This window comes from Paenarthrobacter sp. CC6, assembly GCF_040560085.1.
GTDB classification, from domain to species: Bacteria; Actinomycetota; Actinomycetes; order Actinomycetales; family Micrococcaceae; genus Arthrobacter; species Arthrobacter nicotinovorans.
This window is the reverse complement of record NZ_JARDAN010000004.1, coordinates 88,483-108,153: the sequence shown is the minus strand read 5'-3', so window position 1 is coordinate 108,153 and position 19,671 is coordinate 88,483. Positions and strand designations below refer to the sequence as shown.

Below are 19,671 nucleotides of genomic sequence, written 5' to 3'. Positions count from 1 at the left end.
GGCCTTTCGGTGTGGTTTCCAGCGCCGGCGGTGGTTTGGCAGGGTTGCTGATCCCCGGGGACGGTTTTGTCGGCGCCCGGGGATAGGCTCGAAGCATGGAACCAGCCACCACTTTGACGCAGCATATCAACGCCGGACCGGAGCAGACCCGGGCCGGCTTGCCGGATATTCCGCCGGACATCGGGACCACCGCTCCAGCGGCGATTGCAAGAAAAGCGGAGGCGCTCTGATGGCGGCTGGGAAGGTGGCGGCCCCCAAGATCTCCCCGGTGCGGTTGGATGAACTGCGCGACGACGACGCCCCGGACTTCCAGCGCGGCGAACGGTACGACGGCGTCCGGCTCACCCGGGTCTCGGCGGACGGGGAGGAACTGAGCGGCGCGGATTTCATTGAGTGTGAATTCAACGGTGTGTCCTTCAACGAGGCACAACTGCGGGGAGCGACGTTCCGTGAGTGCATCCTGGCTGAGCCGTACGCGCCCGTGTTCATGGCTGCGCGTACGTCCTGGCAGGATGTCGAGATCACCAATCCCCGATGGGGTTCGGCCGAACTTTATGAGGGCAACTGGCGCTCGGTCCGAATCGACGGCGGCAAGCTGGACTACGTGAATCTCCGTGGTTCCAAGCTCATGGATGTCCAGATCTCCGATTGCATCATCAACGAACTCGATCTCGGTGGATGCACGGGAACGCGGGTGGCGTTGAAGAACTGCACCATCGGAACCCTTGATGTGACGGGGGCCAAGCTCAAGGACGTGGATCTGCGGACATCGGAGTTTCGGGGAATCAATGGTTTGGCCGGGCTGGCGGGGGCGGTTATCGACGATTACCAGTTGAGCTTGATGGCGCCGTTGTTGGCCGGTCATCTCGGAATCCGGGTGGTCTGAGCGGGGTGGGAGCCGGTCCGGCGGGCAGCTTCATCTGTTGACCCTCCCGCTGGGCCGTGTAATCTTTATAGAACGAACGGTCGGTATATTATTCGAGGCCGGTCCCTTTCACTTTCGCGAAGGATGTTCTCATGGTCGAGGCTTTTCTTGTTGGCGGCGCACGGACGCCTGTGGGTCGCTATGGTGGGGCGCTGTCCTCAGTCCGCCCCGATGATCTCGCCGCATTGGTGGTCCGGGAAGCTGTGGCGCGTGCCGGCGTCGACCCTGACTCGATTGATGAGGTGATCCTCGGCAACGCCAACGGCGCCGGGGAGGAAAACCGCAATGTTGCCCGAATGGCAACCCTCCTTGCCGGGCTTCCCCTCCACATCCCGGGCATTACGGTCAACCGGCTCTGCGCTTCCGGATTGAGCGCCATCATCATGGCCAGTCAGATGATCAAATCCGGTGCCGCGGACATCGTGGTTGCCGGCGGCGTCGAGTCCATGAGCCGTGCGCCGTGGGTCCAGGAGAAGCCGACCACGGCCTTCGCCAAGCCTGGCCAGATTTTTGATACCTCCATCGGCTGGCGCTTCGCCAACCCGCTCTTCACCAAGGGCGAGCTGTCGCGCGACGGCAAGATGACCTACTCAATGCCGGAAACTGCCGAGGAAGTCGGCCGTGTGGACAATATCTCCCGCGAAGACGCCGACGCGTTTGCCGTTCGGTCGCACGAGCGTGCGCTGGCAGCCATCGCCGGCGGACGGTTCAAAGATGAGATCGTTCCCGTCACCGTGAAAACGCGGAAGTCCGAGACCGTGGTGGACACGGACGAAGGTCCCCGGGAAGGAACCACCATGGACGTCCTTGCCGGATTGCGCCCGGTGGTTCCCGGTGGATCCGTGGTCACCGCCGGGAACTCCTCCACCCTCAACGACGGCGCTTCGGCCATCATCGTCGCCTCCGAAGCCGCCATCAAGAAGTTCGGCCTCACACCACGGGCCCGCATCGTCGACGGCGCCTCAGCCGGCTGCGAGCCCGAGATCATGGGCATCGGTCCCGTCCCTGCCACCCAAAAGGTGCTGGCCCGCACCGGGCTCAGCGTCGACCAGCTCGGTGCCGTGGAACTCAACGAGGCTTTCGCTACCCAGTCCCTCGCCAGCATGCGTCGCCTTGGACTTGACCCCGAAATCGTCAACAACGACGGCGGTGCAATCAGTCTGGGACACCCCCTCGGTTCCAGCGGCTCAAGGATCGCCATCACACTGCTGGGCCGGATGGAACGCGAATTGGCCTCGGCGACGGGACCGAAGCTCGGCCTGGCCACCATGTGCATCGGCGTGGGCCAAGGCACGGCAATGCTGCTGGAAGGCGTGTAATGGCACTGAATCCTGAAGACTTCACTACGCTCCTTCTCGAAGAACGCGACGACCGCCTGACCGTTCTGCTGAACCGCCCTGAGGTCCGCAACGCGATCGACCAGAAAATGGTGGACGAGCTTCATGCGGTGTGTGCCGAGCTGGAGCGGAACCCCAGAATACTGATCATTGCCGGTACCGACGGTGTGTTCGCCTCCGGTGCCGATATCGGCCAGTTGCGTGAGCGGCGCAGGGACGACGCTTTGCAGGGCATCAACTCCACGATCTTTGTCCGCATCGCCAAGCTGCCCATGCCCGTCATCGCGGCGTTGGATGGTTACTGCCTGGGCGGCGGCGCTGAGTTGGCTTACGCTGCCGATTTCCGGATCGGCACCCCGAGCGTGCGCATCGGCAACCCGGAAACCGGATTGGGCATCATGGCCGCTGCCGGCGCCACCTGGCGTCTCAAGGAACTCGTCGGGGAACCGAAAGCCAAGGAGATCCTCCTGGCCGGGGCGGTACTGCGGGCTGAAGAGGTGCTGCGGATCAACCTCATTACCGGGATCTACGAAGCTCCCGAGCTGATGGATGCGGCCCATGCCCTGGCAGACCGGATCGCCCGCCAGGATCCGATGGCCGTGCGCATCACCAAATCGGTGTTCCACGCGCCGGCGGAGGCCCATCCCGTGATCGACACCCTCGCCCAGGGGATCCTCTTTGAGTCCCAGGCGAAGTTCGACCGCATGCAGGCATTCCTCGACAAGAAGTCGGCCAAAGCTTCGCAAGACTCCGACGCTTCCACGCAGGACAGGACGCAGAAATGACCACAGTATCCGCAATCCCGCACGTCGTAGGTGTCCTCGGCGGAGGCCGGATGGGCGCCGGCATCGCGCACGCCTTCCTCACCAAAGGTGCCACGGTCATTGTGGTGGAACGCGACCATGAGGCTGCAGCCGGTGCGCACTCCCGGGTAGCCGACGCCGTGGCCAAATCCGCAGCGCGTGGCACCCTCACTGAAACAACCGACGAGGCAATGTCGCGCTTCAGTACCTCCACGGACTACGAATCCTTCGTCCACTGCGGCCTGGTGGTGGAAGCCGTCCCAGAGGACTACGACCTCAAGGTCACGGCGCTCAAGGCCGTGGAGGACCACCTGTCTGCCGATGCTTTCCTGGCCTCCAACACGTCGTCGCTGTCTGTCACAGGACTCGCCAACGAACTTCGCCGGCCTGCAAACTTCGTCGGGCTGCACTTCTTCAACCCTGTTCCCGCATCCACCCTCATCGAGGTGGTGCTGGCCAAGGAGACGTCTCCCGAACTCGCTGAAGCGGCAAAAAGCTGGACGGAGGCACTCGGCAAGACCGCCGTCGTCGTCAATGACGCTCCGGGCTTTGCATCCTCACGGCTGGGGGTGGCCATAGCCCTGGAAGCGATGCGCATGGTGGAAGAGGGCGTGGCGTCCGCGGAGGACATCGATGCCGCGATGGTTCTCGGCTACAAGCACCCCACGGGCCCGCTGAAGACTACGGACATTGTCGGGTTGGACGTGCGGCTTGGCATTGCCGAGTACCTGCAGTCCACGCTGGGTGACCGTTTTGCTCCGCCACAGATCCTTCGGGACAAAGTGGCGCGGGGCGAGCTGGGCCGCAAAACGGGCAAGGGCTTCTTCGACTGGAACGACTAAGCGCTGGGTCCGGTTAGGCTATCCGGGTGACTTTCATTGAACCCATTACCCTGACCGGCAAGTTCGTGACCCTTGAGCCGTTGAGCCAGGAACACCACGATGGCCTGGTGGATGCGGCCCGCGACGGAGATCTGTGGAAGCTTTGGTACACCTCCGTTCCGACGCCGGAGGGCATGGCTGCGGACATCGAGCGTCGCCTTTCCTTGCAGGAGGCCGGCTCCATGCTGCCGTTCGCCACGCGGTCCAAAGCCACGGGCAAACTGATCGGCATGACCACGTACATGAACATCGACGCCGCGACCCCTCGCGTGGAGATCGGTTCCACCTGGAACGCGGCGTCGGCGCACGGTACAGGAACCAACCCGGATTCGAAGCTGCTGCTGCTGAGGCACGCCTTTGAAGCTCTGGGCTGCCCGGCCGTGGAATTCCGCACGCACTGGCTGAACCACCAGTCCCGTGAAGCCATTGCCCGGCTCGGCGCCAAGCAGGACGGGGTTCTCCGGAACCACTCCCGCACCAAGGACGGCGTGCTTCGCGACACAGTGGTGTTCTCCATCCTTGAGCACGAGTGGCCGGCTGTGCGTAACGGTCTCGAGTACCGGCTGGCCAAGTACGGCGCCGAGGGGTGAGCTTTCGGCGGTAAGCGCCCGCAGTTGGTCCCGAGAGCTCACCCCTCGGCGCGCAGTTGGTCCCGAGAGCTCACCCCTCGGCGCGCAGGCGGTCCCTTCCGGCCCGTCGATGTGCTTAGCTGGCTGCTATGGACGGGACTTCTTCAACGCACCAAAGTGTCCACTGGGATGGCGCTGTCAACGCCTGGAAGATCGCCGGCGACGTGTACCGGATGGGTCGCCACGAATGGGTCACCGGGGACGGTTGGCAGCAAATGTACGACGACGGCGTCCGCACCGTGATCGACCTCCGCGCCTCGCGCGAGCGGCGGCAACGCGACACGGATCCTGAGGTGCCGGACGATGTGAAGGCGCGCATCGACGTCGTCCATTGCCCCACGGAAGACCCGGACCACAGCCAATTCAGTGAGCTGTTCGGCCCGTACCTGAGGGATCCAGCCCAGTACGGCGACTATCTGCAGCTGTTCGGGGAGAAGATCGCCGCCGTCTTCAAAGCCATCGCTGCCTCACCGGGCAAAGTGGTGGTGCACTGTTCTGCCGGGAGGGACCGGAGCGGAATGATCGCCCTGATGCTGCAGCGGCTCGCGGGGATGGACGATCAGGAAATCCTTGCCGGGTATGAGCTTGCTGCCCGCGGGATCAATGAGCGGCACCGGACCCATGGGGCGCCCCACGCACATGATCCGTATCTTCCCGACGAGCAGCTCGAGGCCATGTTGGCTGAACGCCTGGCGGCTTTGCGGAGCTTCCTGGCTTCGCTTGATGTTGCCGGATTCCTCACGGACAACGGGCTTTCTCCGGAGGAGCTGGGCACGGTCCGGGCCAAGGTGGGAGCCGGGGCGGGCTTCTCCGCTTGAAAAACAACTGCTGTACTCGCCGGGGGATTCATGTACCCTGTATATATTACCGAACGGCCGGTCAGTAATGTTGGCTTCAGTCATCTGACCGTGCCGATTTCCTGTGCCTTGGAAGGACCCGTCGACGATGACCACTACCGCAGTCGCCCCGGAAACCACAGCCGTTGCCACCGTCCCCAGCTACGTCCAGGATGGCTGGTGGACCCCGGCCCCCGATGCCAAGAAGGTTCCTGTTCGCGACGCCAGCACCGGAGAAGTCCTGGCGAACGTGAGCACCGACGGCCTGGACCTGGCCGCCGTCGTGCATTTCGCGCGGACCACCGGCCAGGCTGAACTCGGGAAGCTGACGTTCCACCAGCGCGCGCTCAAGCTCAAAGAGCTTGCCATGTACCTCAACGGGCGCCGTGAAGAGCTGTACGCGTCGTCCTCGCAGAGCGGCGCCACCAAGATCGACAACATGATCGATATCGACGGCGGCATCGGCGTCCTCTTCACCTTCGGTTCCAAGGGCCGCCGCGAACTCCCGAACTCGCAGGTCATTGTCGACGGCCCCATGGAGGTGCTCTCCAAGGACGGCTCGTTCGCCGGTGAGCACATCTACACCCGCATTCCAGGCGTCGCTGTTCAGATCAACGCCTTCAACTTCCCCGTCTGGGGCATGCTGGAAAAGTTCGCCCCAGCGTTCCTGGCCGGCGTTCCCACCATCGTGAAGCCTGCCACGCCCACCGGCTATGTGGCCGCTGACGCCGTCAGGGCAATCGTCGAGTCCGGCATCCTCCCGGCCGGTTCCCTGCAGCTGATCTCAGGGTCTGCCCGGACCATCCTGGACGAACTCGACTACCGCGACCTCGTTTCCTTCACGGGCTCGGCATCCACCGCCAACTCCCTCAAATCCCATCGGAACGTGGTGCAGGGCGGTGTCCGCTTCACCTCCGAGACCGACTCGCTCAACGCAGCAATCCTTGGCCCCGACGCCGTTCCCGGGACCCCTGAATTCGATGCCTTCGTCAAAGCCGTCGTCACCGAGATGACCGTCAAGGCCGGCCAGAAGTGCACTGCCATCCGCCGCGTCATCGTTCCCCAGGAGTTGACCGCTGACGTCGCGGCCGCCGTCGGAGCCCGCATCAACGAACGCGTCGTACTCGGCGACCCGCGCGCCGAGGGCGTCACCATGGGCGCCCTGGCTTCCCTCGAACAGCTCGCCGACGTCCGCGCGGCCGTGCAGTCAATGCTCGACGCCGGAGGTGAACTTGCGTACGGATCCCTCGATTCGCCGTCGGTCACCTCCGTTGGAGGCACCGTAGGAGTTGTGGAGGACGGCGCGTTCATGTCGCCCGTGCTCCTCAGCTGGGCAGACGCCGAAGCCGAAGAAGTCCACTCCCTGGAAGCCTTCGGGCCGGTTTCTTCCGTGCTCGGGTACTCCGACCTTGCCGACGCCATCCGCTTGGCAGCTCGCGGCTCAGGCTCGCTGGTGGCTTCCGTGTGCACCAACGATCCCGCTGTCGCCCGCGAACTGGTGACAGGAATCGCAGCCCACCACGGCCGCGTGCACATGCTCAACCGCGAAGACGCACGCTCCTCCACCGGACACGGCTCGCCGGTGCCCCACCTGGTCCACGGCGGTCCGGGCCGCGCCGGCGGTGGCGAGGAACTGGGTGGCATCCGTTCCGTCCTGCACCACATGCAGCGCACGGCCATCCAAGGTTCGCCGAACATGCTCACCGCGGTCACTGGCCAGTGGCACACCGGCGCCGACCGCAACTTCACTGTGGAAACAGAAGGTGAGCACCCGTTCCGGAAGCACCTTTCGACCCTCCGCATTGGTGACGCCGTCCGTTCGGAACTGCGGGAGGTCAGGCTTGAAGACATCACCGCCTTCGCGAACTCCACGGGCGACACCTTCTACGCGCACACCAACCAGGAAGCCGCCGAAGCCAACCCCTTCTTCCCGGGCATCGTGGCCCACGGCTACTTGCTGCTGAGCTGGGCCGCGGGGCTGTTCGTGGAGCCCGCGCCGGGTCCCGTGCTGGCCAACTACGGCCTGGAGAACCTGCGCTTCATCACCCCGGTCGCAGCCGGCGACTCCATCCGCGTCACACTGACGGCCAAGAAGATCACCCCGCGTGAGACCGACGAATACGGCGAGGTGGCGTGGGACGCCGTCCTGACCAACCAGAACGACGAGATCGTGGCCACCTACGACGTCCTGACCCTCGTGGAGAAGTAACCCTTCCTCACGTTCCTTGGGTTTGGTGGTGACGCTTGCTCACGTTCCGTGGGTTTGGTGGTGACGCTTGCTCACATTCCGCGTGTTTGGTGCTGACGCTTGCTCACGTTCCTTGGGTTTGGTGGTGTCGCTTGCTCACGTTCCTTGGGTTTGGTGGTGTCGCTTGCTCACGTTCCTTGGGTTTGGTCGTGACGCTTGCTCACGAACGAAACGCCTTCTCACATCGTGGGATGGCGTTTCGTTTTGTGCCTGCGCGTCTATGGGCATTGCACGACGACGGCACCTGGCGCGCATGCCACGCCCACCTTTGGGGAAGGTGGCAGCCTGGAGGGCGTGGGGTGTGATGGAGCGTTGGCAACCAAACACGTGGGGTGTGATGGAGCGTTGGCATCAAACACGTGGGGTGTGATGGAGCGTTGGCATCAAGCACGGGGGGTGTGAGGGAGCGTTGGCATCAAGCACGGGGGGTGTGAGGGAGCGTTGGCATCAAACACGTGGGGTGTGATGGAGCGTCGGCATCAAACACGGGGGATGTGAGGGAGCGTCGGCATCAAGCACGCGGGATGTGCGGGAGGGTCAGGCTGCGGTGTGGAGTCCGTCGAAGGCCATGGTGATGACGTCGTCCGCGAGCTTCTCAGGGGACAGGGAACCGCCGGGCTTGTACCATTCCACGATCGAGTTGATGGTGCCGAACAGGAGTCGTGTGACGGTCCGGGGGTCGATGTCCTGGCGCAGGGAGCCGTCCTCGCGGGCGGCGGAAATCAACTCAGCCACCTTGTGGTCGAAGGCGCGCCGGCGTTCCAATGCGTCCCGTTCGATCTCCGTGTTTCCGCGCAAACGCAGCAGCAGGGTCACAAACGGCAAGCGGTCCACCAGCACCGCGATGGTCTGCCGCAGCACGAACTCGAGCCGCGCATCAGCAGGTCCGGACGTTGCTGAGGGCTCCTCCAGGATGGCCTCAAGACCACCCAGTGCGTGGTCCAGGGCGAGCTTCAGCAGATCGCCCTTGGACGGCACGTGGTGGTAGATGGCTGACTTGGAGATCCCGAGGTTCTCGGCCAGGATGCCCATGGACGTGGCGTCGTACCCGTGGCGGTTGAAGACGTCGACGGCGATGCGGAGCACCGACTGCTGGTCATAACCGGGCCGTCCGCGCTTGGTGGTGGTCTCAGTAGGCATGCTGGCATTTTCTCACGATCTCAACCGGGGAAGGCGCTCAGCCCTTGGGCCGCATGTCGTAGATCCGGCGGAGCTTGCCGTTGGACCGCTCAAGCGAGCCCGGCTCCACAACGTCGACCACGCAGGATGACCCGACGTGAATCTTGATCTGCTCACGCAAGGTGTGGGCCGCCGTCGTGCCGGCATCAACGGTAACGTTTTCGCGCCGCTCAATCTTGACGGTCAGTGAGTCCATGCGCTTGCCCTCTGGGCGCGTGATTTCGAGCTGGAAGTGGGGGCTGAGCTCGGGGATGCGGAGTGCGATTTCTTCGATCTGCGACGGGAAGAGGTTCACGCCACGGAGGATGATCATGTCGTCGCTGCGGCCGGTGATGCGGCCCATGCGGCGGTGCGCGGGACGTGCGGTGCCGGGCAGCAGGCGGGTGAGGTCCTTGGTGCGGTACCGGATGATCGGCAGTGCTTCCTTGGTCAACGAGGTGAAAACGAGTTCGCCCGGTTCGCCGTCGCCCAGGACCGTGGAGTGATCGAACGGGTCGATGATTTCGGGGCGGAAGTGGTCTTCCCAGATGTGGCAGCCGTCCTGCGTTTCAACCGCTTCACCCGCAACTCCCGGACCCATGACTTCGGAGAGCCCGTAAATGTCCGAGGCTTTGATGTTCATGGTGACTTCGAGTTCGTGCCGCATTTCCTCTGTCCACGGCTCTGCGCCGAGCACTGCGTATTTGAGGGAGGTGGACGTGGGATCGATTCCCATGTGCGCCATGGCGTCAGCGATGGTGAGCAGGTAGGTGGGTGTGGCCAGGATGGCGTCCGGCTTGAAGTCCTGGATGAGCTGGATCTGGCGTTCTGTCTGGCCGCCTGACATGGGGATGACGGTGCAGCCGAGCGCTTCGGCGCCGGCGTGCGCGCCCAGGCCGCCGGTGAAGAGGCCGTAGCCGTAGGCGTTGTGGACTTTCATGCCGGGGCGGACGCCGGAGGCGCGGAAGGACCGGGCCACCAGTGTTGCCCAGTTGGCGAGGTCGTTCTTGGTGTAGCCGACCACAGTAGGCCGTCCGGTGGTGCCGGAGCTGGCGTGGATGCGTGCCACCTGGTCCTGAGGGACGGCGAACATGCCGAACGGGTACTCCAGACGGAGGTCTTCCTTGGTGGTGTAGGGGAACTTGCCAAGGTCGCTCAGTTCGCGGAGGTCCGACGGGTGCACGCCGGCTTCATCGAACTTGCGCTTGTACAGGGGAACGCGATCGTAGGCGTAGGCCACCGTGTGCTGGAGGCGGGTGAGCTGGAGTGCCTCGAGTTCGTCGCGGGAGATGGTCTCTTCACGGTCCAGCACGGGAGAACCGGCTTCGGACGTGTTGGCGGTGGGTGCGGCCACGGTGTTCTGCGTCATGGGGGTTTCCTACTTCTTGGAGATGGTACGGCTGCGGCCACGGAACTCAGCAATGAGTTCGCCGGTCTCTGCGTCGGATGCGGTGTCCGGGGCAGCATCGGGGGAGGCCGCGAAGATCTGGATGTCGTACAGTCCGCTGCGTCCCGTGCTTGCGCGGCGGTTTGCGACGGCGGTGATCACCTGGCCCTGGTAGGCCGGCTTGATGAAGTTGATGTCGACGCCGGAGGCCACCGTGATGGAGGCCGCCTCCTCGGGTGTCGGGTTGGCCGGGTTGCAGGCCAGTGCGAAGGCGGTGTCGCCGAAGGCAAAGATCATTCCGCCGTGGGCCATGCCGAATCCGTTGAGCATCTCCTGCCGGAGGTGCATGCGGATCGTGGCGTGGCCGTCGTCGAGCTTGAGGACCTCGATACCCATCCATTCGGACGCGTAGTCGTTCGTCAGGATGTGGTGCGATGCACCGGAGAGGGTTGTTTCAACCATGCGTCATTGCCTCCAGCTTTATTTACCGAATGTTCATTAGGTAATCCCAGATCGCGCCACGTGTCAAGACTGGGCCACTATTCGTCCCGGCCTAGTAGCCTCATGTGCATGCCCGAAATTGAGCTCCCGATTGTCACCGACCGCCTGATCCTGCGCCGTTTCGGTGTGGAAGACCTTGAACGCTTCCACGAATACCAGGCCCTCCCGGAAACAGCCCGCTTCCTGTTCCGCCACGAACTCACCAAGACCAAGTCCATGGAGGTCCTGGGCCGCTACGCCAACTTCGAGTTCAACCAGGAAGGGGATTGGGTGTGCCTGGCCATTGAGCGCCAGGACCAGCCGGGCCTGGTAGGCGAGGTCGTGCTGAAATGGCTGGAAGGCACCGGGCAGGGCGAGCTTGGCTGGATCCTGCACCCGGATGCCCGTGGCCACGGATACGCCACGGAGGCTGCCGAAGCCGTCCTGCGCCTGGCGTTCGAGCAGTTGTCCTTCCACCGCGTGGACGCCAAGCTCGATGCCCTCAACGAAGGCTCTGCAGGGATCTGCCAGCGGCTCGGGATGCGTTTGGAGGCAACCCTGGTGGACAACTGGCACTACAAGGGCCAGTGGGCTACGGAGAACATCTACGCAATCCTGGACTCGGAGTGGCGCAACCGGCACCGCCCGTGGACCCGCAGCGTCAGCTGACCGGCCACGTGTTGTGGTGCTTCAGCTGCTCGGTCAGCTGTGCCTCGGCCAACGGCCTGCTGAAGTAGTAGCCCTGTCCGCTGGTGCAGCCAATGCCCAACAGGTACTCGGCCTGCTCCGCGGTTTCGATGCCTTCCCAGACGGCATTCAGCCCGCATGCCCGGATCAGCTGCAATACCGCTGCCAGGAGGGCAGGCTGGGAAGGATCGCTGCCCAGTGCTGACAGGAGTGTCCGGTCCACTTTCACGGTGTCGACGGGCAACTGCCGCAGGTAGCTGATGGACGAATAGCCCGTGCCGAAGTCATCGATCTCCAGCCCCACGCCCAAACGGCGCAGGCTGTTGAGGGTGTATCGATCCAGGTCGTTTCCCTGGATGACGGCGCTCTCGGTCAGCTCCAGCACCAGGAGCGAGGGGTCCAGGTCTGCCTCAGAGAGCGCCTCCCGCACGTCTTCCACGAACTCCAGCCGCTGCAGATCCGCCGCCGAAACGTTGATGCGCATGCTGAAGCGGTGGCGTCGGGTCAGGGGGTCGGTTCGCCATTGCTTCAATTGTTCGACGGCGGTGCGGAGCACCCAGCCGCCCAGATCGGAGATCATTCCCGTTTCTTCGGCGATGGGTATGAACTCATCGGGCATGATGAGTCCACGGGTGGGGTGGTTCCAACGGACCAGGGCCTCCACGCCTTCGATTTCCCGGGTGTCCAGCCTGACGATGGGCTGGTAGTGGAGCACCAGCTGGGAACCGGCGATTGCCTCCTTGAGTTCGCCGATCAGTTGGTTGCGCATCTGCCGCGCGTGCAACATGGCCGGTTCGAAGATCTTCAGCCGTCCACGGCCGTCGGATTTGGACTCGTACATGGCGATGTCCGCCTCCATCATGAGTTCCTCCGCGCGCTGGCCGGGGTCGGCCATACGCAGGCCCATGCTGACACCGCACCGTAGGTGCTGGCCTTCGATCTCAATGACCTCTACGACGGCGGCGAGGATGCGGTTGCCGATGGCGGCGGCTTCGCTGGGGCTTACCCCAGGGATCAGAACCGCGAATTCGTCACCACCCATCCGTGCCACCATGTCCTGTTCCCGGACCGCCCCGCTGATCCTCCCGGCTACGGTTTCCAGGACTTTGTCGCCGATGGTGTGGCCCAGGGAGTCGTTGATGGCTTTGAAACCGTCCATGTCCAGCAGCAGGATGGCCGCCCTCTTCTTGCCGTCTGCCTCCCCGGCCTGTGCTTCGTTGAGCGCGGCGGCAAAGGCCGAACGGTTGTGAAGGCCCGTCAAGGGATCGGTCATGGCCATGCGGCGCATTGCGAGGTGGGCTTCGTTGAGCTGCTGGGTACGGGCCTGCACCCGCTGTTCCAGCTCCTCGTAAACAATCTGCAGGTCTTCGGCAAGGAGATTCGTGCCCATGATGACGGCGTCGATCTCATCGCGCGCTTCGGAGACCTCCACCCGGGTGCTCAGGTCTCCTGCAGCGAGCCGGACAATGCCTTCGAGGAGCAGCTCCAAGCGGGGATCGTTCCCGGAATACATGCTTGCCTCGGCCACAACTAAACCTTGCGTGGCCCGTCCTGCAGTTCAACAGTCTTCTGCAAGTAGTCGCGAACCGCCGCACTGCGCTCGGGCAGTGCTGCTTGGTCAAAAAGCTTTGCTGCGACTTCGCATGCTGCCAGGCCGTCGTCCGTCCGGCCGGAGTCCAACAGGGCCCGGGCCAGGAGGAAATGCGCTTCGGCCGCGGTTTGGGTGGCCAAGATGGAGGAGCGGGCACTCAACGGCTCAAGGATGGCCAGGGCCTCCTTCATTTGGCCGTTGAGGAAATTCCAGTGGGCGCGGACCAGTGACATTTCCAGGTGGTCCCGCTCTGAGCCGCCCACAATATCGGTGGCGAGCTCGGCCCGTTCGATGCAGCGCAAGGTGGCGGCGTCGTCGAGCTTGGCCTGGAGCCGCATTTCCGCCGAGGCGCGGTTGAAGCGTGCCCACAGATCGACGTCTTTCGACGGCGAAAGCCGTTCCGCGGCAAGGTCGTGATATCTGCCGCCATCGGCCACCCGGTCGGCCAGGAACGCTACGTTTCCTATGACCCAATAGCCTTTGCCCGCGGTGTCTTCGTCAATGTCGTCGGTGATCAACGTTTCCAGGACAAGGCATTCGCGCCAGGCGTCATCCAGGAGCCGGCTTTCTGCCAGGGCTGCAATAAGCGCACGCTGGGCCAGGATCTGCACGTACAGCAAATCGGAGTCCAAGGACGCGAGTTTCGCGGCATCGGCTGCGGTGGTGGCAGCCTCCGCGAGCCGGCCCAGTCCTTGGTATGCCACGGCCACCATGGTTCCCGCTTTCGCGCCGAGCTCGGGGGAAGTGGCTGTGAAGCTGTGGTCCTTCAGCTCTGTGGCCAGTTGAAGGTATTCCTCGATCCGTCCTTGGTCACGGAGGCATTCGGCCTGCAAATAGCGCATGTCCCACCAGGAATGGTCGTCCCCGGCGACCGAGGCCAGCTCCGCGGCTTCACCCGCAAGCCTGAAGGCCTCGTCGAAATCCCGTTCCTTCCATTTGGCACGGGCCGTGAGACCGGCCACGAGGTGCGAGGCGAGGTGGGGACTATTCATGTGCCCATTATCCATGTCATTGCCGGAGAAAAGCTCGTATAGTTTGCCCCGTGACTTTATTCAAGTCACAGTCAACAATTCGCATCAGTACGAAAGGGCATAGCGGATGAAAAAATTTGCGGCAACCCTGCTCATGGCGGCAGTTCTGGCAGTAACGGGATTCGCTGCTCCGGCTAATGCCGAGCCTTCGCAGGACAGCACGGCAATCGGCTGGTGGCCGAACAGCACCACCACAACCAAGACGAACACCACCAGCATCGGGTGGTGGCCGAACTAAACATTGGGGGAGCCTCTCAAGGCCACTTGACATAAAATTGATGCCCCGGGCCGCTGCCTGGGGCATCAATTTTTGTTTCAAATTATGTCGCGCATTAGTGACGGCCCGGGTGTGGTCCGGCTGAGCCATTGACAGGGCTGTCACAGGGTCTCGAAACCTAAGGTCCGCCGACGGGCAGCTCCACGGACACCGTGGTCCCGGAGCCGAGGGTGGAGTCAAACACCATGCGTCCCATGTGGCGGCTGATGATGTCATGTGCGATTGCCAGGCCCAGGCCGCTGCCGGGAACTGCTGCCGAGGTGGCATTGGAAGCGCGGTAGAAACGGGTCAGGATATGGGGGAGATCGTGTTCCGGGATACCAAGGCCGTTGTCTGCGATCTTTACCAACGCTGCCCGCCCGCCATCCTTGGAAGAGGACACGGCGCTGCTGATGCCCACCCGGCCGCCCTCGGGGGTGAACTTGATGGCGTTGGCCACGATGTTCGTGAAGACCTGTTCCAGTTTTGCCTCATCCGCGGTGACTTCGATGTCCTCGGGACCCTCCGTGACAGACACCGACACGTGGCGGGACTCTGCCAGCGGCCTCAGCGTCGCCACGACAACCTGGAGGAGCTTGGCGATGTCCACCGGTTTGAGGTCGAGGTTGCTGCCATCCTGCATCGATACCGTCAGCATGTCCTCAATGAGCTTCCGCAGGCGGCTGGAGTTCCGGGCTATGACGTCCAGCATCCTGTTGATGCCCTCGGGAACCGGGCCACCTGAACCGTCCTGGATCATGTCCAGGTAGGCAGTGATGGAGGTCAACGGGGTGCGAAGCTCGTGGTTCACGGTGGCCAGGAAGTCAGTCTTGGCCTTGTCCAGTTGCCGCAGCTGGTGCAGGACACGCTGCTGTGCGCTGATGAGGTTTCCCTGGATGAGTCCGTGCGCAACGTTTCCGGCCACGTGCTGCAGGAGTGCGATTTCGGGCCGGGTCCATTCGTGCCGGTCCTCCACTGTGGAGAGCAGGATGATGCCCATGGCCGATGCGCCTTCGCCCACAGGCAGCAGCACTGTAGAGACGGGGTTGAGTTCGTTGGACCAGGTTTTCAGGGCCTGGGCGATGGCCGAGTCGGGGTCCTCACGGTGGTCGGTAATGGCCAGCACATCTGCCGCAGCCCATAGTTTGTTGGCCACCTCCATGATGGCGCCCTCACTGCCGCCCAGCCTTGCCGGAAGCATCTGGCGTCCCGGGCGGCTCCATTGGGCGCGGATGCTGGGGACCCGTTCATCCTGGAACGTCGCGAACCAGACGTGGTCCACACCCAGGGCGTCGCCGAAACCCTGGACGACGTGGTCTGCGATCAGCTGGGGGTCGTTCGTTTCCCGGATCGCTGACGAAACTCCCCGCAGGCTCTCGCGCAAGGCCTCGACCTCGCCCCGGGAGCGCGCGCGTTCCTTGGAGCGGCCGATCAGGGTTTGCACCCGATGGACAATTTCGCCCCCGCGGACCGGGCTCATGACGTAGTCGGCAACCCGCCATGACTCCACGGCTTCCACATCCAGCGATTCGTCTTCACCGAGGAGGAGCAGGACCGGGACCCCGGGATTGCGGAGGGACTGCCCGAGCGTGCTTTCCGCTACCACTACCGCGGGGCGCTCGTGCTGGAGCAGCGAAGCGATTTCGCCGGCGTCCTTGGCAGGAAGAACGCGGAAGCCCGCGGCGGCGAGGGCCGCCGATGTCACGGCCGAGCGGTCCGCATCGGAATCTGCGACCACGGCGGAAAGGGAATGCTGTACTTCGGCATTGTCCTGGCCCACTGAGCCCCTTCCCTTCAACGCTTAACCACGTAAATTCCGGATGTGGCAACACCCTATCAGCGGCGTGGGGGCGTACGGACGCCACGCAGCAAACGGGCTGGATGAGTCGTGGGTCACGCCTTTACATTGTCCTTCGGATTCGACAGCCTTGAAGAAGCACCGAAGCCCACTGCCTGTGGCCCAGAATCGGATGAGGAGCATCGTGGACCAACCCGCCACACCGCCGGAACACCAGCAGGTGATGTTTGAGCTGGAGCTTGAAGAGTCCGGAATTCTGCGTCTTACCTGGCCTCGCGGCGCCAGGATAAAGGAAGGGGACGCACAGAGGGCCATGGATCGGGTCAACGAGCTGTGCGGCCAGGAACGCCACCCCATGATTGTGGACATGGCAACCACGGACGACGTCACGCGCGGCGCCCGCTCCGTCTTCGCCAAACCCTGCCAGGCCAACAGGATCGCCCTTTGGGGTTCGTCGCCGGTGGACCGGGTCATTGCCAATTTCTTCCTGGGCATCATGAAGCCGCCGTGTCCCACCAAATTCTTCACCTCCGAAACAGAAGCGCTGGAGTGGCTGGTGCAGGGATAAGGCACCCTATATTTGGAGCATGCTCTCTGCGCTGAGGAAGTACCTGCTGATCCCACGCCTCATCAGGCTCTCCTCTTCGGCGCCCAAGGATCCGCTGACCGCCTGGGACCAATACTGGGGCAACGTGCGATCGACGGGAGCCAGCGGCGATGTCCTCTGGGACTCGGGAAGCGACCATGAACTGAACGGCTACCTTCCCAAGCTGGCGAAACTTGACCCGGCCCTCCCTGTGGTGGACGTTGGATGCGGCAACGGCAGTTTCACCCGGCTCCTCGCAGGGCACTTCCCCCTGGCCCTGGGGCTCGACTACTCCGCCAACGCCATCGACCGCGCCCGGCAGGAGTCAGCCGGCATCACGACGGCGGCATTCGCCGTGTGCGACATGACGGCACCGGACGCTGCGCAGACTGTCGCAACGGCGCTGGAAAAGGCGGGCTGGACCGGCGACGCCAACGTCTTCATCCGCGGCGTGCTGCACGTGCTGGACCGCAAAGGACGTGCAGCCTTGGCGGCAAACCTGCTGCCCGTCGTCGGACGCCGTGGCGGCGTGTTCCTGGCAGAGACCAACTTTCCCGGCACCCCCGTGGACTACGTCAGCCACCTCGGCGCTACCCGCAAGTCGATCCCTGCACCGCTTGAATGGGCCATCCGCGGATTGCCCATGCCGGGCCGCTTCGGCGCGGCGCAGCGCGCCAAGGCCTTTCCGACGGCGGACTGGAACCTTGTGGAGGACGGCGCGACGAACATCGAAACCCGTCCGTTGAGCAACCCATCGGTTCCGGATGTGATCCCGGGGTATTACGCCATCCTCCGCTCAAGGTCTACTTGAGGCCGGCTCCCGGAAGCAGTTTCGTGGCGCCCAGGGAGTCGGCCACGAAGGCGTAGTCCCAGGCACGCTCGCGCCACTGCACGTAGCGGCCCGACGCGCCACCGTGGCCGCCGTCCATCTCGATCTTCATGACGATCGGCTCCGTCCCCGTGGAGGTGGCGCGCAGAGCCTGGACCCACTTGGCCGGTTCAACGTAAAGCACGCGGGTGTCATTGAAGGACGTCACAGCGGCGATCTTTGGATAGGCCGTGGCTCCCACATTCTCGTAGGGAGTGTAGGACTTCATGTACGCATACGCCTGGGGATCGGTAATCGGGTTTCCCCATTCCTCCCATTCGAGGGCGGACAAAGGCAGCTCGGGGTCCAGGATGGTGGTCAGGGCGTCCACGAACGGGACCTGCGCCACCACCGCAGCGTACTTTTCGGGGGCCATGTTGGCGACGGCGCCCATCAGCAGTCCGCCTGCGGAGCCGCCCATCGCGGCAATACGCGAGGGGTCGACCAAGCCCGAGGATGCCAGCCAGTCCGTTGCGGCAATGAAGTCCGTGAAGGTGTTCTTCTTGTTGAGCTTCTTCCCGTCCTCGTACCAGTGGCGTCCCAGTTCGCCGCCGCCCCGGATATGGGCGATGACCATGACAATGCCGCGGTCCAGGAGTGACAACCGCGCTACGCCGAATCCGGGGTCCATGCTGACCTCGTACGAGCCATATCCGTAGACGAGACCCGCCGCAGTGCCGTCCGGCTGTACCGAAGCGTGACGCAGTACCGACAACGGGACCCGGGTGCCGTCGTCGGCCGTTGCCCATTCTCGCGTCGCCACGTAGTCGGAAGAGGAGTAGCCGCCCAGGACGGGGCTTTCCTTGCGGAGCAGAAGCTGGCCATCGGGCAGCCCGGGAGTGGGGAGGACGAAGTCGTACACCCGTGACGGTGTGAAGTAGGAGGTGTAGCCCATCCGGATCACGGGGGCTTCATAATCCGAGCCCGAAACGCCTGCCGTGTAGAGCTCTTCGTCAAAGGCCGGCTCCACGGGTGCGCCCTGCGCCGGGGTGCCCAGCCCTGCCAACGGCAGCACCTGCACCCTTTCGATGGTGTCTTTGCGGATGGAAAGAACCAGATGGGTGGAGGTCACGCCTGCGCCGTTGACCCTGACGTCGTCCGAATGCGCGACGACGGTACGCCAGTTCTGCGCGGCGATGGGCTTGGTGAGCTCCGCCGGGTCCACGAGGCTGACCATGGAGTTGATGGCATCCTTGTTGTGGGTCAGGAGCAGGGTTTCCCGGCCGTCCAGGAGGAAGGGCTCGGCCTCGTAGAGAATGTGCTCTTCACGTGGAATGACGGTGCTGAGGCCGGATTCGTAGTCGTCGAAACGAAGCAGGCGGGTTTCGCTGAACTCCGAGCAGCCGATGCTGAGCACGAGGTGGCGACGGTCGGAGGCGAGGTCGAAGCCCAGCCACATGGCGACGTCGTCCTCCTGGTAGAGAACCTCATCCTCGGTGACGGGCGTGCCCAGGACGTGGGTCTTCACCTGGTAGGGCCGCCACGACTCGTCCACCACTGTGTAGAAGAGCCTGGTGCCGTCCGGGGAGAAGGCAACCCCGTAGAAAATGTCCTCAATGACATCCGGAAGGAGTTCGCCTGTGCGCAGGTCCTTGATCCGCAGAGTGAATCGTTCGTCCCCGGAGTTGTCCACTGCGTAGGCGTAGAGGTTGCCATCCACGGTCACGGCAGCGCCGCCGACGCTGAAGAACGGCTGGCCCTCGGCTTCGATGTTGCCGTCAAGGAGCACTTCCTCGCCGGGCAGTTCCACGCCGGCCTCCACGGCCGGGGGAGTCCAGTCCGCTACGGGATCGCCCGTGTTCCGGGCCAGGACGCGGCACTGGATGCTGTACTCCTTGCCCTCCACCGAGCGGCTGTAGTACCACCAGCCATCCTTGCGGCTGGGGACCGAAAGATCCGTTTCCTGGGTGCGGCCCTTGATCTCCTGGAACATCGCTTCGCGCAATGGCTCCTGGTGCGCAGTCACGGCCTCCTGGTAGGCGTTCTCCGCTTTCAGGTGCTCCACGACTTCCGGTGATTCCTTGTCCCGGAGCCACTCGTACTGGTCCACGAAAACATCGCCGTGATGTTCCCGTCGGGTGGGAACCCGCTTGGCAACGGGCGGCTCCGGAACAGTTTCGCGGGTTACCGGGGATGCAGAAGAAATGTGGCTCATGGGGCCACTCTATAG

Annotated in this window: 19 protein-coding genes; 12 read left to right on the top strand and 7 right to left on the bottom strand. The window is 63.8% G+C overall.

The window, feature by feature from the left end; translation table 11 throughout:
* The first annotated feature begins 95 nt into the window (after nt 1-95).
* The 8 genes from PV760_RS02160 (at nt 96) to paaZ (ending at nt 7,620) form a co-directional block, all read left to right on the top strand.
* Nucleotides 96-230 carry a hypothetical protein gene (locus PV760_RS02160; protein ID WP_354627052.1) on the top strand — a complete coding sequence of 45 codons (135 nt, stop codon included), beginning with the start codon at nt 96-98 and terminating at the stop codon, nt 228-230.
* The gene (locus tag PV760_RS02155) at nt 230-886 is read left to right on the top strand and encodes a pentapeptide repeat-containing protein (RefSeq protein WP_354627050.1); all 657 of its coding nucleotides are present in this window, start codon (nt 230-232) and stop codon (nt 884-886) included. The genes PV760_RS02160 and PV760_RS02155 overlap by 1 nt, the downstream gene beginning before the upstream one ends.
* A gap of 131 nt (nt 887-1,017) precedes the next feature.
* The gene (locus tag PV760_RS02150; protein WP_354627049.1) at nt 1,018-2,244 is read left to right on the top strand and encodes a thiolase family protein; all 1,227 of its coding nucleotides are present in this window, start codon (nt 1,018-1,020) and stop codon (nt 2,242-2,244) included.
* A complete protein-coding gene (locus tag PV760_RS02145) occupies nt 2,244-3,047 on the top strand; it encodes an enoyl-CoA hydratase/isomerase family protein (RefSeq protein WP_354627048.1) in 804 nt (267 codons plus the stop codon). Before PV760_RS02150 ends, PV760_RS02145 begins: the two co-directional genes overlap by 1 nt.
* The gene (locus PV760_RS02140) at nt 3,044-3,907 is read left to right on the top strand and encodes a 3-hydroxyacyl-CoA dehydrogenase family protein (protein WP_039242760.1); all 864 of its coding nucleotides are present in this window, start codon (nt 3,044-3,046) and stop codon (nt 3,905-3,907) included. The genes PV760_RS02145 and PV760_RS02140 overlap by 4 nt, the downstream gene beginning before the upstream one ends.
* Before the next feature lie 26 nt (nt 3,908-3,933).
* Nucleotides 3,934-4,536 (top strand): GNAT family N-acetyltransferase, encoded by a 603-nt coding sequence (locus tag PV760_RS02135; RefSeq protein ID WP_055971248.1) that lies wholly within the window; start codon nt 3,934-3,936, stop codon nt 4,534-4,536.
* Nucleotides 4,537-4,664: 128 nt separating this feature from the next.
* Nucleotides 4,665-5,393, top strand: coding sequence for a tyrosine-protein phosphatase (locus tag PV760_RS02130; protein WP_110503717.1), 729 nt, complete (start codon nt 4,665-4,667; stop codon nt 5,391-5,393).
* Between the two features lie 127 nt (nt 5,394-5,520).
* Complete coding sequence (gene paaZ, locus PV760_RS02125) at nt 5,521-7,620, top strand: phenylacetic acid degradation bifunctional protein PaaZ (protein ID WP_354627047.1); 2,100 nt, start codon at nt 5,521-5,523, stop codon at nt 7,618-7,620.
* Between the two features lie 576 nt (nt 7,621-8,196).
* Here paaZ and PV760_RS02120 read toward each other — a convergent pair.
* From PV760_RS02120 to PV760_RS02110, 3 genes are read right to left on the bottom strand one after another with little or no spacing between them, the layout of a single operon-like run.
* On the bottom strand, nt 8,197-8,799 hold the full coding sequence (locus PV760_RS02120; protein WP_018776946.1) for a TetR/AcrR family transcriptional regulator: 603 nt from the start codon (nt 8,797-8,799) through the stop codon (nt 8,197-8,199).
* A 37-nt stretch (nt 8,800-8,836) separates the two neighbouring features.
* Nucleotides 8,837-10,186 carry a phenylacetate--CoA ligase PaaK gene (gene paaK / locus PV760_RS02115; RefSeq protein WP_018776945.1) on the bottom strand — a complete coding sequence of 450 codons (1,350 nt, stop codon included), beginning with the start codon at nt 10,184-10,186 and terminating at the stop codon, nt 8,837-8,839.
* A gap of 9 nt (nt 10,187-10,195) precedes the next feature.
* Nucleotides 10,196-10,666, bottom strand: coding sequence for a hotdog fold thioesterase (locus PV760_RS02110; protein WP_018776944.1), 471 nt, complete (start codon nt 10,664-10,666; stop codon nt 10,196-10,198).
* Nucleotides 10,667-10,774: 108 nt separating this feature from the next.
* Here PV760_RS02110 and PV760_RS02105 point away from each other — a divergent pair, with 108 nt between their 5' ends.
* Nucleotides 10,775-11,353, top strand: a complete 579-nt coding sequence (locus PV760_RS02105; protein ID WP_018776943.1) for a GNAT family N-acetyltransferase — start codon at nt 10,775-10,777, stop codon at nt 11,351-11,353.
* Here PV760_RS02105 and PV760_RS02100 read toward each other — a convergent pair.
* Nucleotides 11,346-12,884, bottom strand: coding sequence for a putative bifunctional diguanylate cyclase/phosphodiesterase (locus PV760_RS02100; RefSeq protein WP_502921421.1), 1,539 nt, complete (start codon nt 12,882-12,884; stop codon nt 11,346-11,348). The two genes, PV760_RS02105 and PV760_RS02100, sit on opposite strands and share 8 nt — an antisense overlap.
* 17 nt (nt 12,885-12,901) lie before the next feature.
* Nucleotides 12,902-13,954: a hypothetical protein gene (locus PV760_RS02095; protein ID WP_039242730.1), complete on the bottom strand. Its 1,053-nt coding sequence runs from the start codon at nt 13,952-13,954 to the stop codon at nt 12,902-12,904.
* A gap of 106 nt (nt 13,955-14,060) precedes the next feature.
* On the opposite strand from PV760_RS02095, the gene PV760_RS02090 reads away from it, so the two are divergent.
* Entirely contained in the window at nt 14,061-14,231 is a 171-nt protein-coding gene (locus PV760_RS02090) for a hypothetical protein (RefSeq protein ID WP_162239598.1), read from the top strand.
* A gap of 157 nt (nt 14,232-14,388) precedes the next feature.
* On the opposite strand, the gene PV760_RS02085 is transcribed toward PV760_RS02090, so the two are convergent.
* On the bottom strand, nt 14,389-16,029 hold the full coding sequence (locus tag PV760_RS02085; RefSeq protein ID WP_064721450.1) for an ATP-binding protein: 1,641 nt from the start codon (nt 16,027-16,029) through the stop codon (nt 14,389-14,391).
* A 202-nt stretch (nt 16,030-16,231) separates the two neighbouring features.
* On the opposite strand from PV760_RS02085, the gene PV760_RS02080 reads away from it, so the two are divergent.
* Together PV760_RS02080 and PV760_RS02075 are read left to right on the top strand one after the other, a co-directional pair.
* Nucleotides 16,232-16,615: a DUF7793 family protein gene (locus PV760_RS02080; protein WP_039242755.1), complete on the top strand. Its 384-nt coding sequence runs from the start codon at nt 16,232-16,234 to the stop codon at nt 16,613-16,615.
* A gap of 19 nt (nt 16,616-16,634) precedes the next feature.
* Nucleotides 16,635-17,444 carry a class I SAM-dependent methyltransferase gene (locus PV760_RS02075; protein WP_354627045.1) on the top strand — a complete coding sequence of 270 codons (810 nt, stop codon included), beginning with the start codon at nt 16,635-16,637 and terminating at the stop codon, nt 17,442-17,444.
* Here the strand turns inward: PV760_RS02075 and PV760_RS02070 are convergent.
* Entirely contained in the window at nt 17,437-19,656 is a 2,220-nt protein-coding gene (locus PV760_RS02070) for a S9 family peptidase (protein ID WP_354627044.1), read from the bottom strand. The genes PV760_RS02075 and PV760_RS02070 overlap by 8 nt on opposite strands.
* Between the last annotated feature and the right edge of the window lie 15 nt (nt 19,657-19,671).

Coding starts and splice junctions, on each gene's coding strand:
- PV760_RS02145 (WP_354627048.1), top strand. CDS start 2,244: ATGGCACTGAATCCTGAAGACTTCACTACGCTCCTTCTCGAAGAACGC.
- PV760_RS02150 (WP_354627049.1), top strand. CDS start 1,018: ATGGTCGAGGCTTTTCTTGTTGGCGGCGCACGGACGCCTGTGGGTCGC.
- PV760_RS02110 (WP_018776944.1), bottom strand. CDS start 10,666: ATGGTTGAAACAACCCTCTCCGGTGCATCGCACCACATCCTGACGAAC.
- PV760_RS02090 (WP_162239598.1), top strand. CDS start 14,061: ATGAAAAAATTTGCGGCAACCCTGCTCATGGCGGCAGTTCTGGCAGTA.
- PV760_RS02155 (WP_354627050.1), top strand. CDS start 230: ATGGCGGCTGGGAAGGTGGCGGCCCCCAAGATCTCCCCGGTGCGGTTG.
- PV760_RS02105 (WP_018776943.1), top strand. CDS start 10,775: ATGCCCGAAATTGAGCTCCCGATTGTCACCGACCGCCTGATCCTGCGC.
- PV760_RS02100 (WP_502921421.1), bottom strand. CDS start 12,884: ATGTATTCCGGGAACGATCCCCGCTTGGAGCTGCTCCTCGAAGGCATT.
- PV760_RS02070 (WP_354627044.1), bottom strand. CDS start 19,656: ATGAGCCACATTTCTTCTGCATCCCCGGTAACCCGCGAAACTGTTCCG.
- PV760_RS02140 (WP_039242760.1), top strand. CDS start 3,044: ATGACCACAGTATCCGCAATCCCGCACGTCGTAGGTGTCCTCGGCGGA.
- paaK (WP_018776945.1), bottom strand. CDS start 10,186: ATGACGCAGAACACCGTGGCCGCACCCACCGCCAACACGTCCGAAGCC.
- PV760_RS02095 (WP_039242730.1), bottom strand. CDS start 13,954: ATGAATAGTCCCCACCTCGCCTCGCACCTCGTGGCCGGTCTCACGGCC.
- PV760_RS02160 (WP_354627052.1), top strand. CDS start 96: ATGGAACCAGCCACCACTTTGACGCAGCATATCAACGCCGGACCGGAG.
- paaZ (WP_354627047.1), top strand. CDS start 5,521: ATGACCACTACCGCAGTCGCCCCGGAAACCACAGCCGTTGCCACCGTC.
- PV760_RS02120 (WP_018776946.1), bottom strand. CDS start 8,799: ATGCCTACTGAGACCACCACCAAGCGCGGACGGCCCGGTTATGACCAG.
- PV760_RS02130 (WP_110503717.1), top strand. CDS start 4,665: ATGGACGGGACTTCTTCAACGCACCAAAGTGTCCACTGGGATGGCGCT.
- PV760_RS02075 (WP_354627045.1), top strand. CDS start 16,635: ATGCTCTCTGCGCTGAGGAAGTACCTGCTGATCCCACGCCTCATCAGG.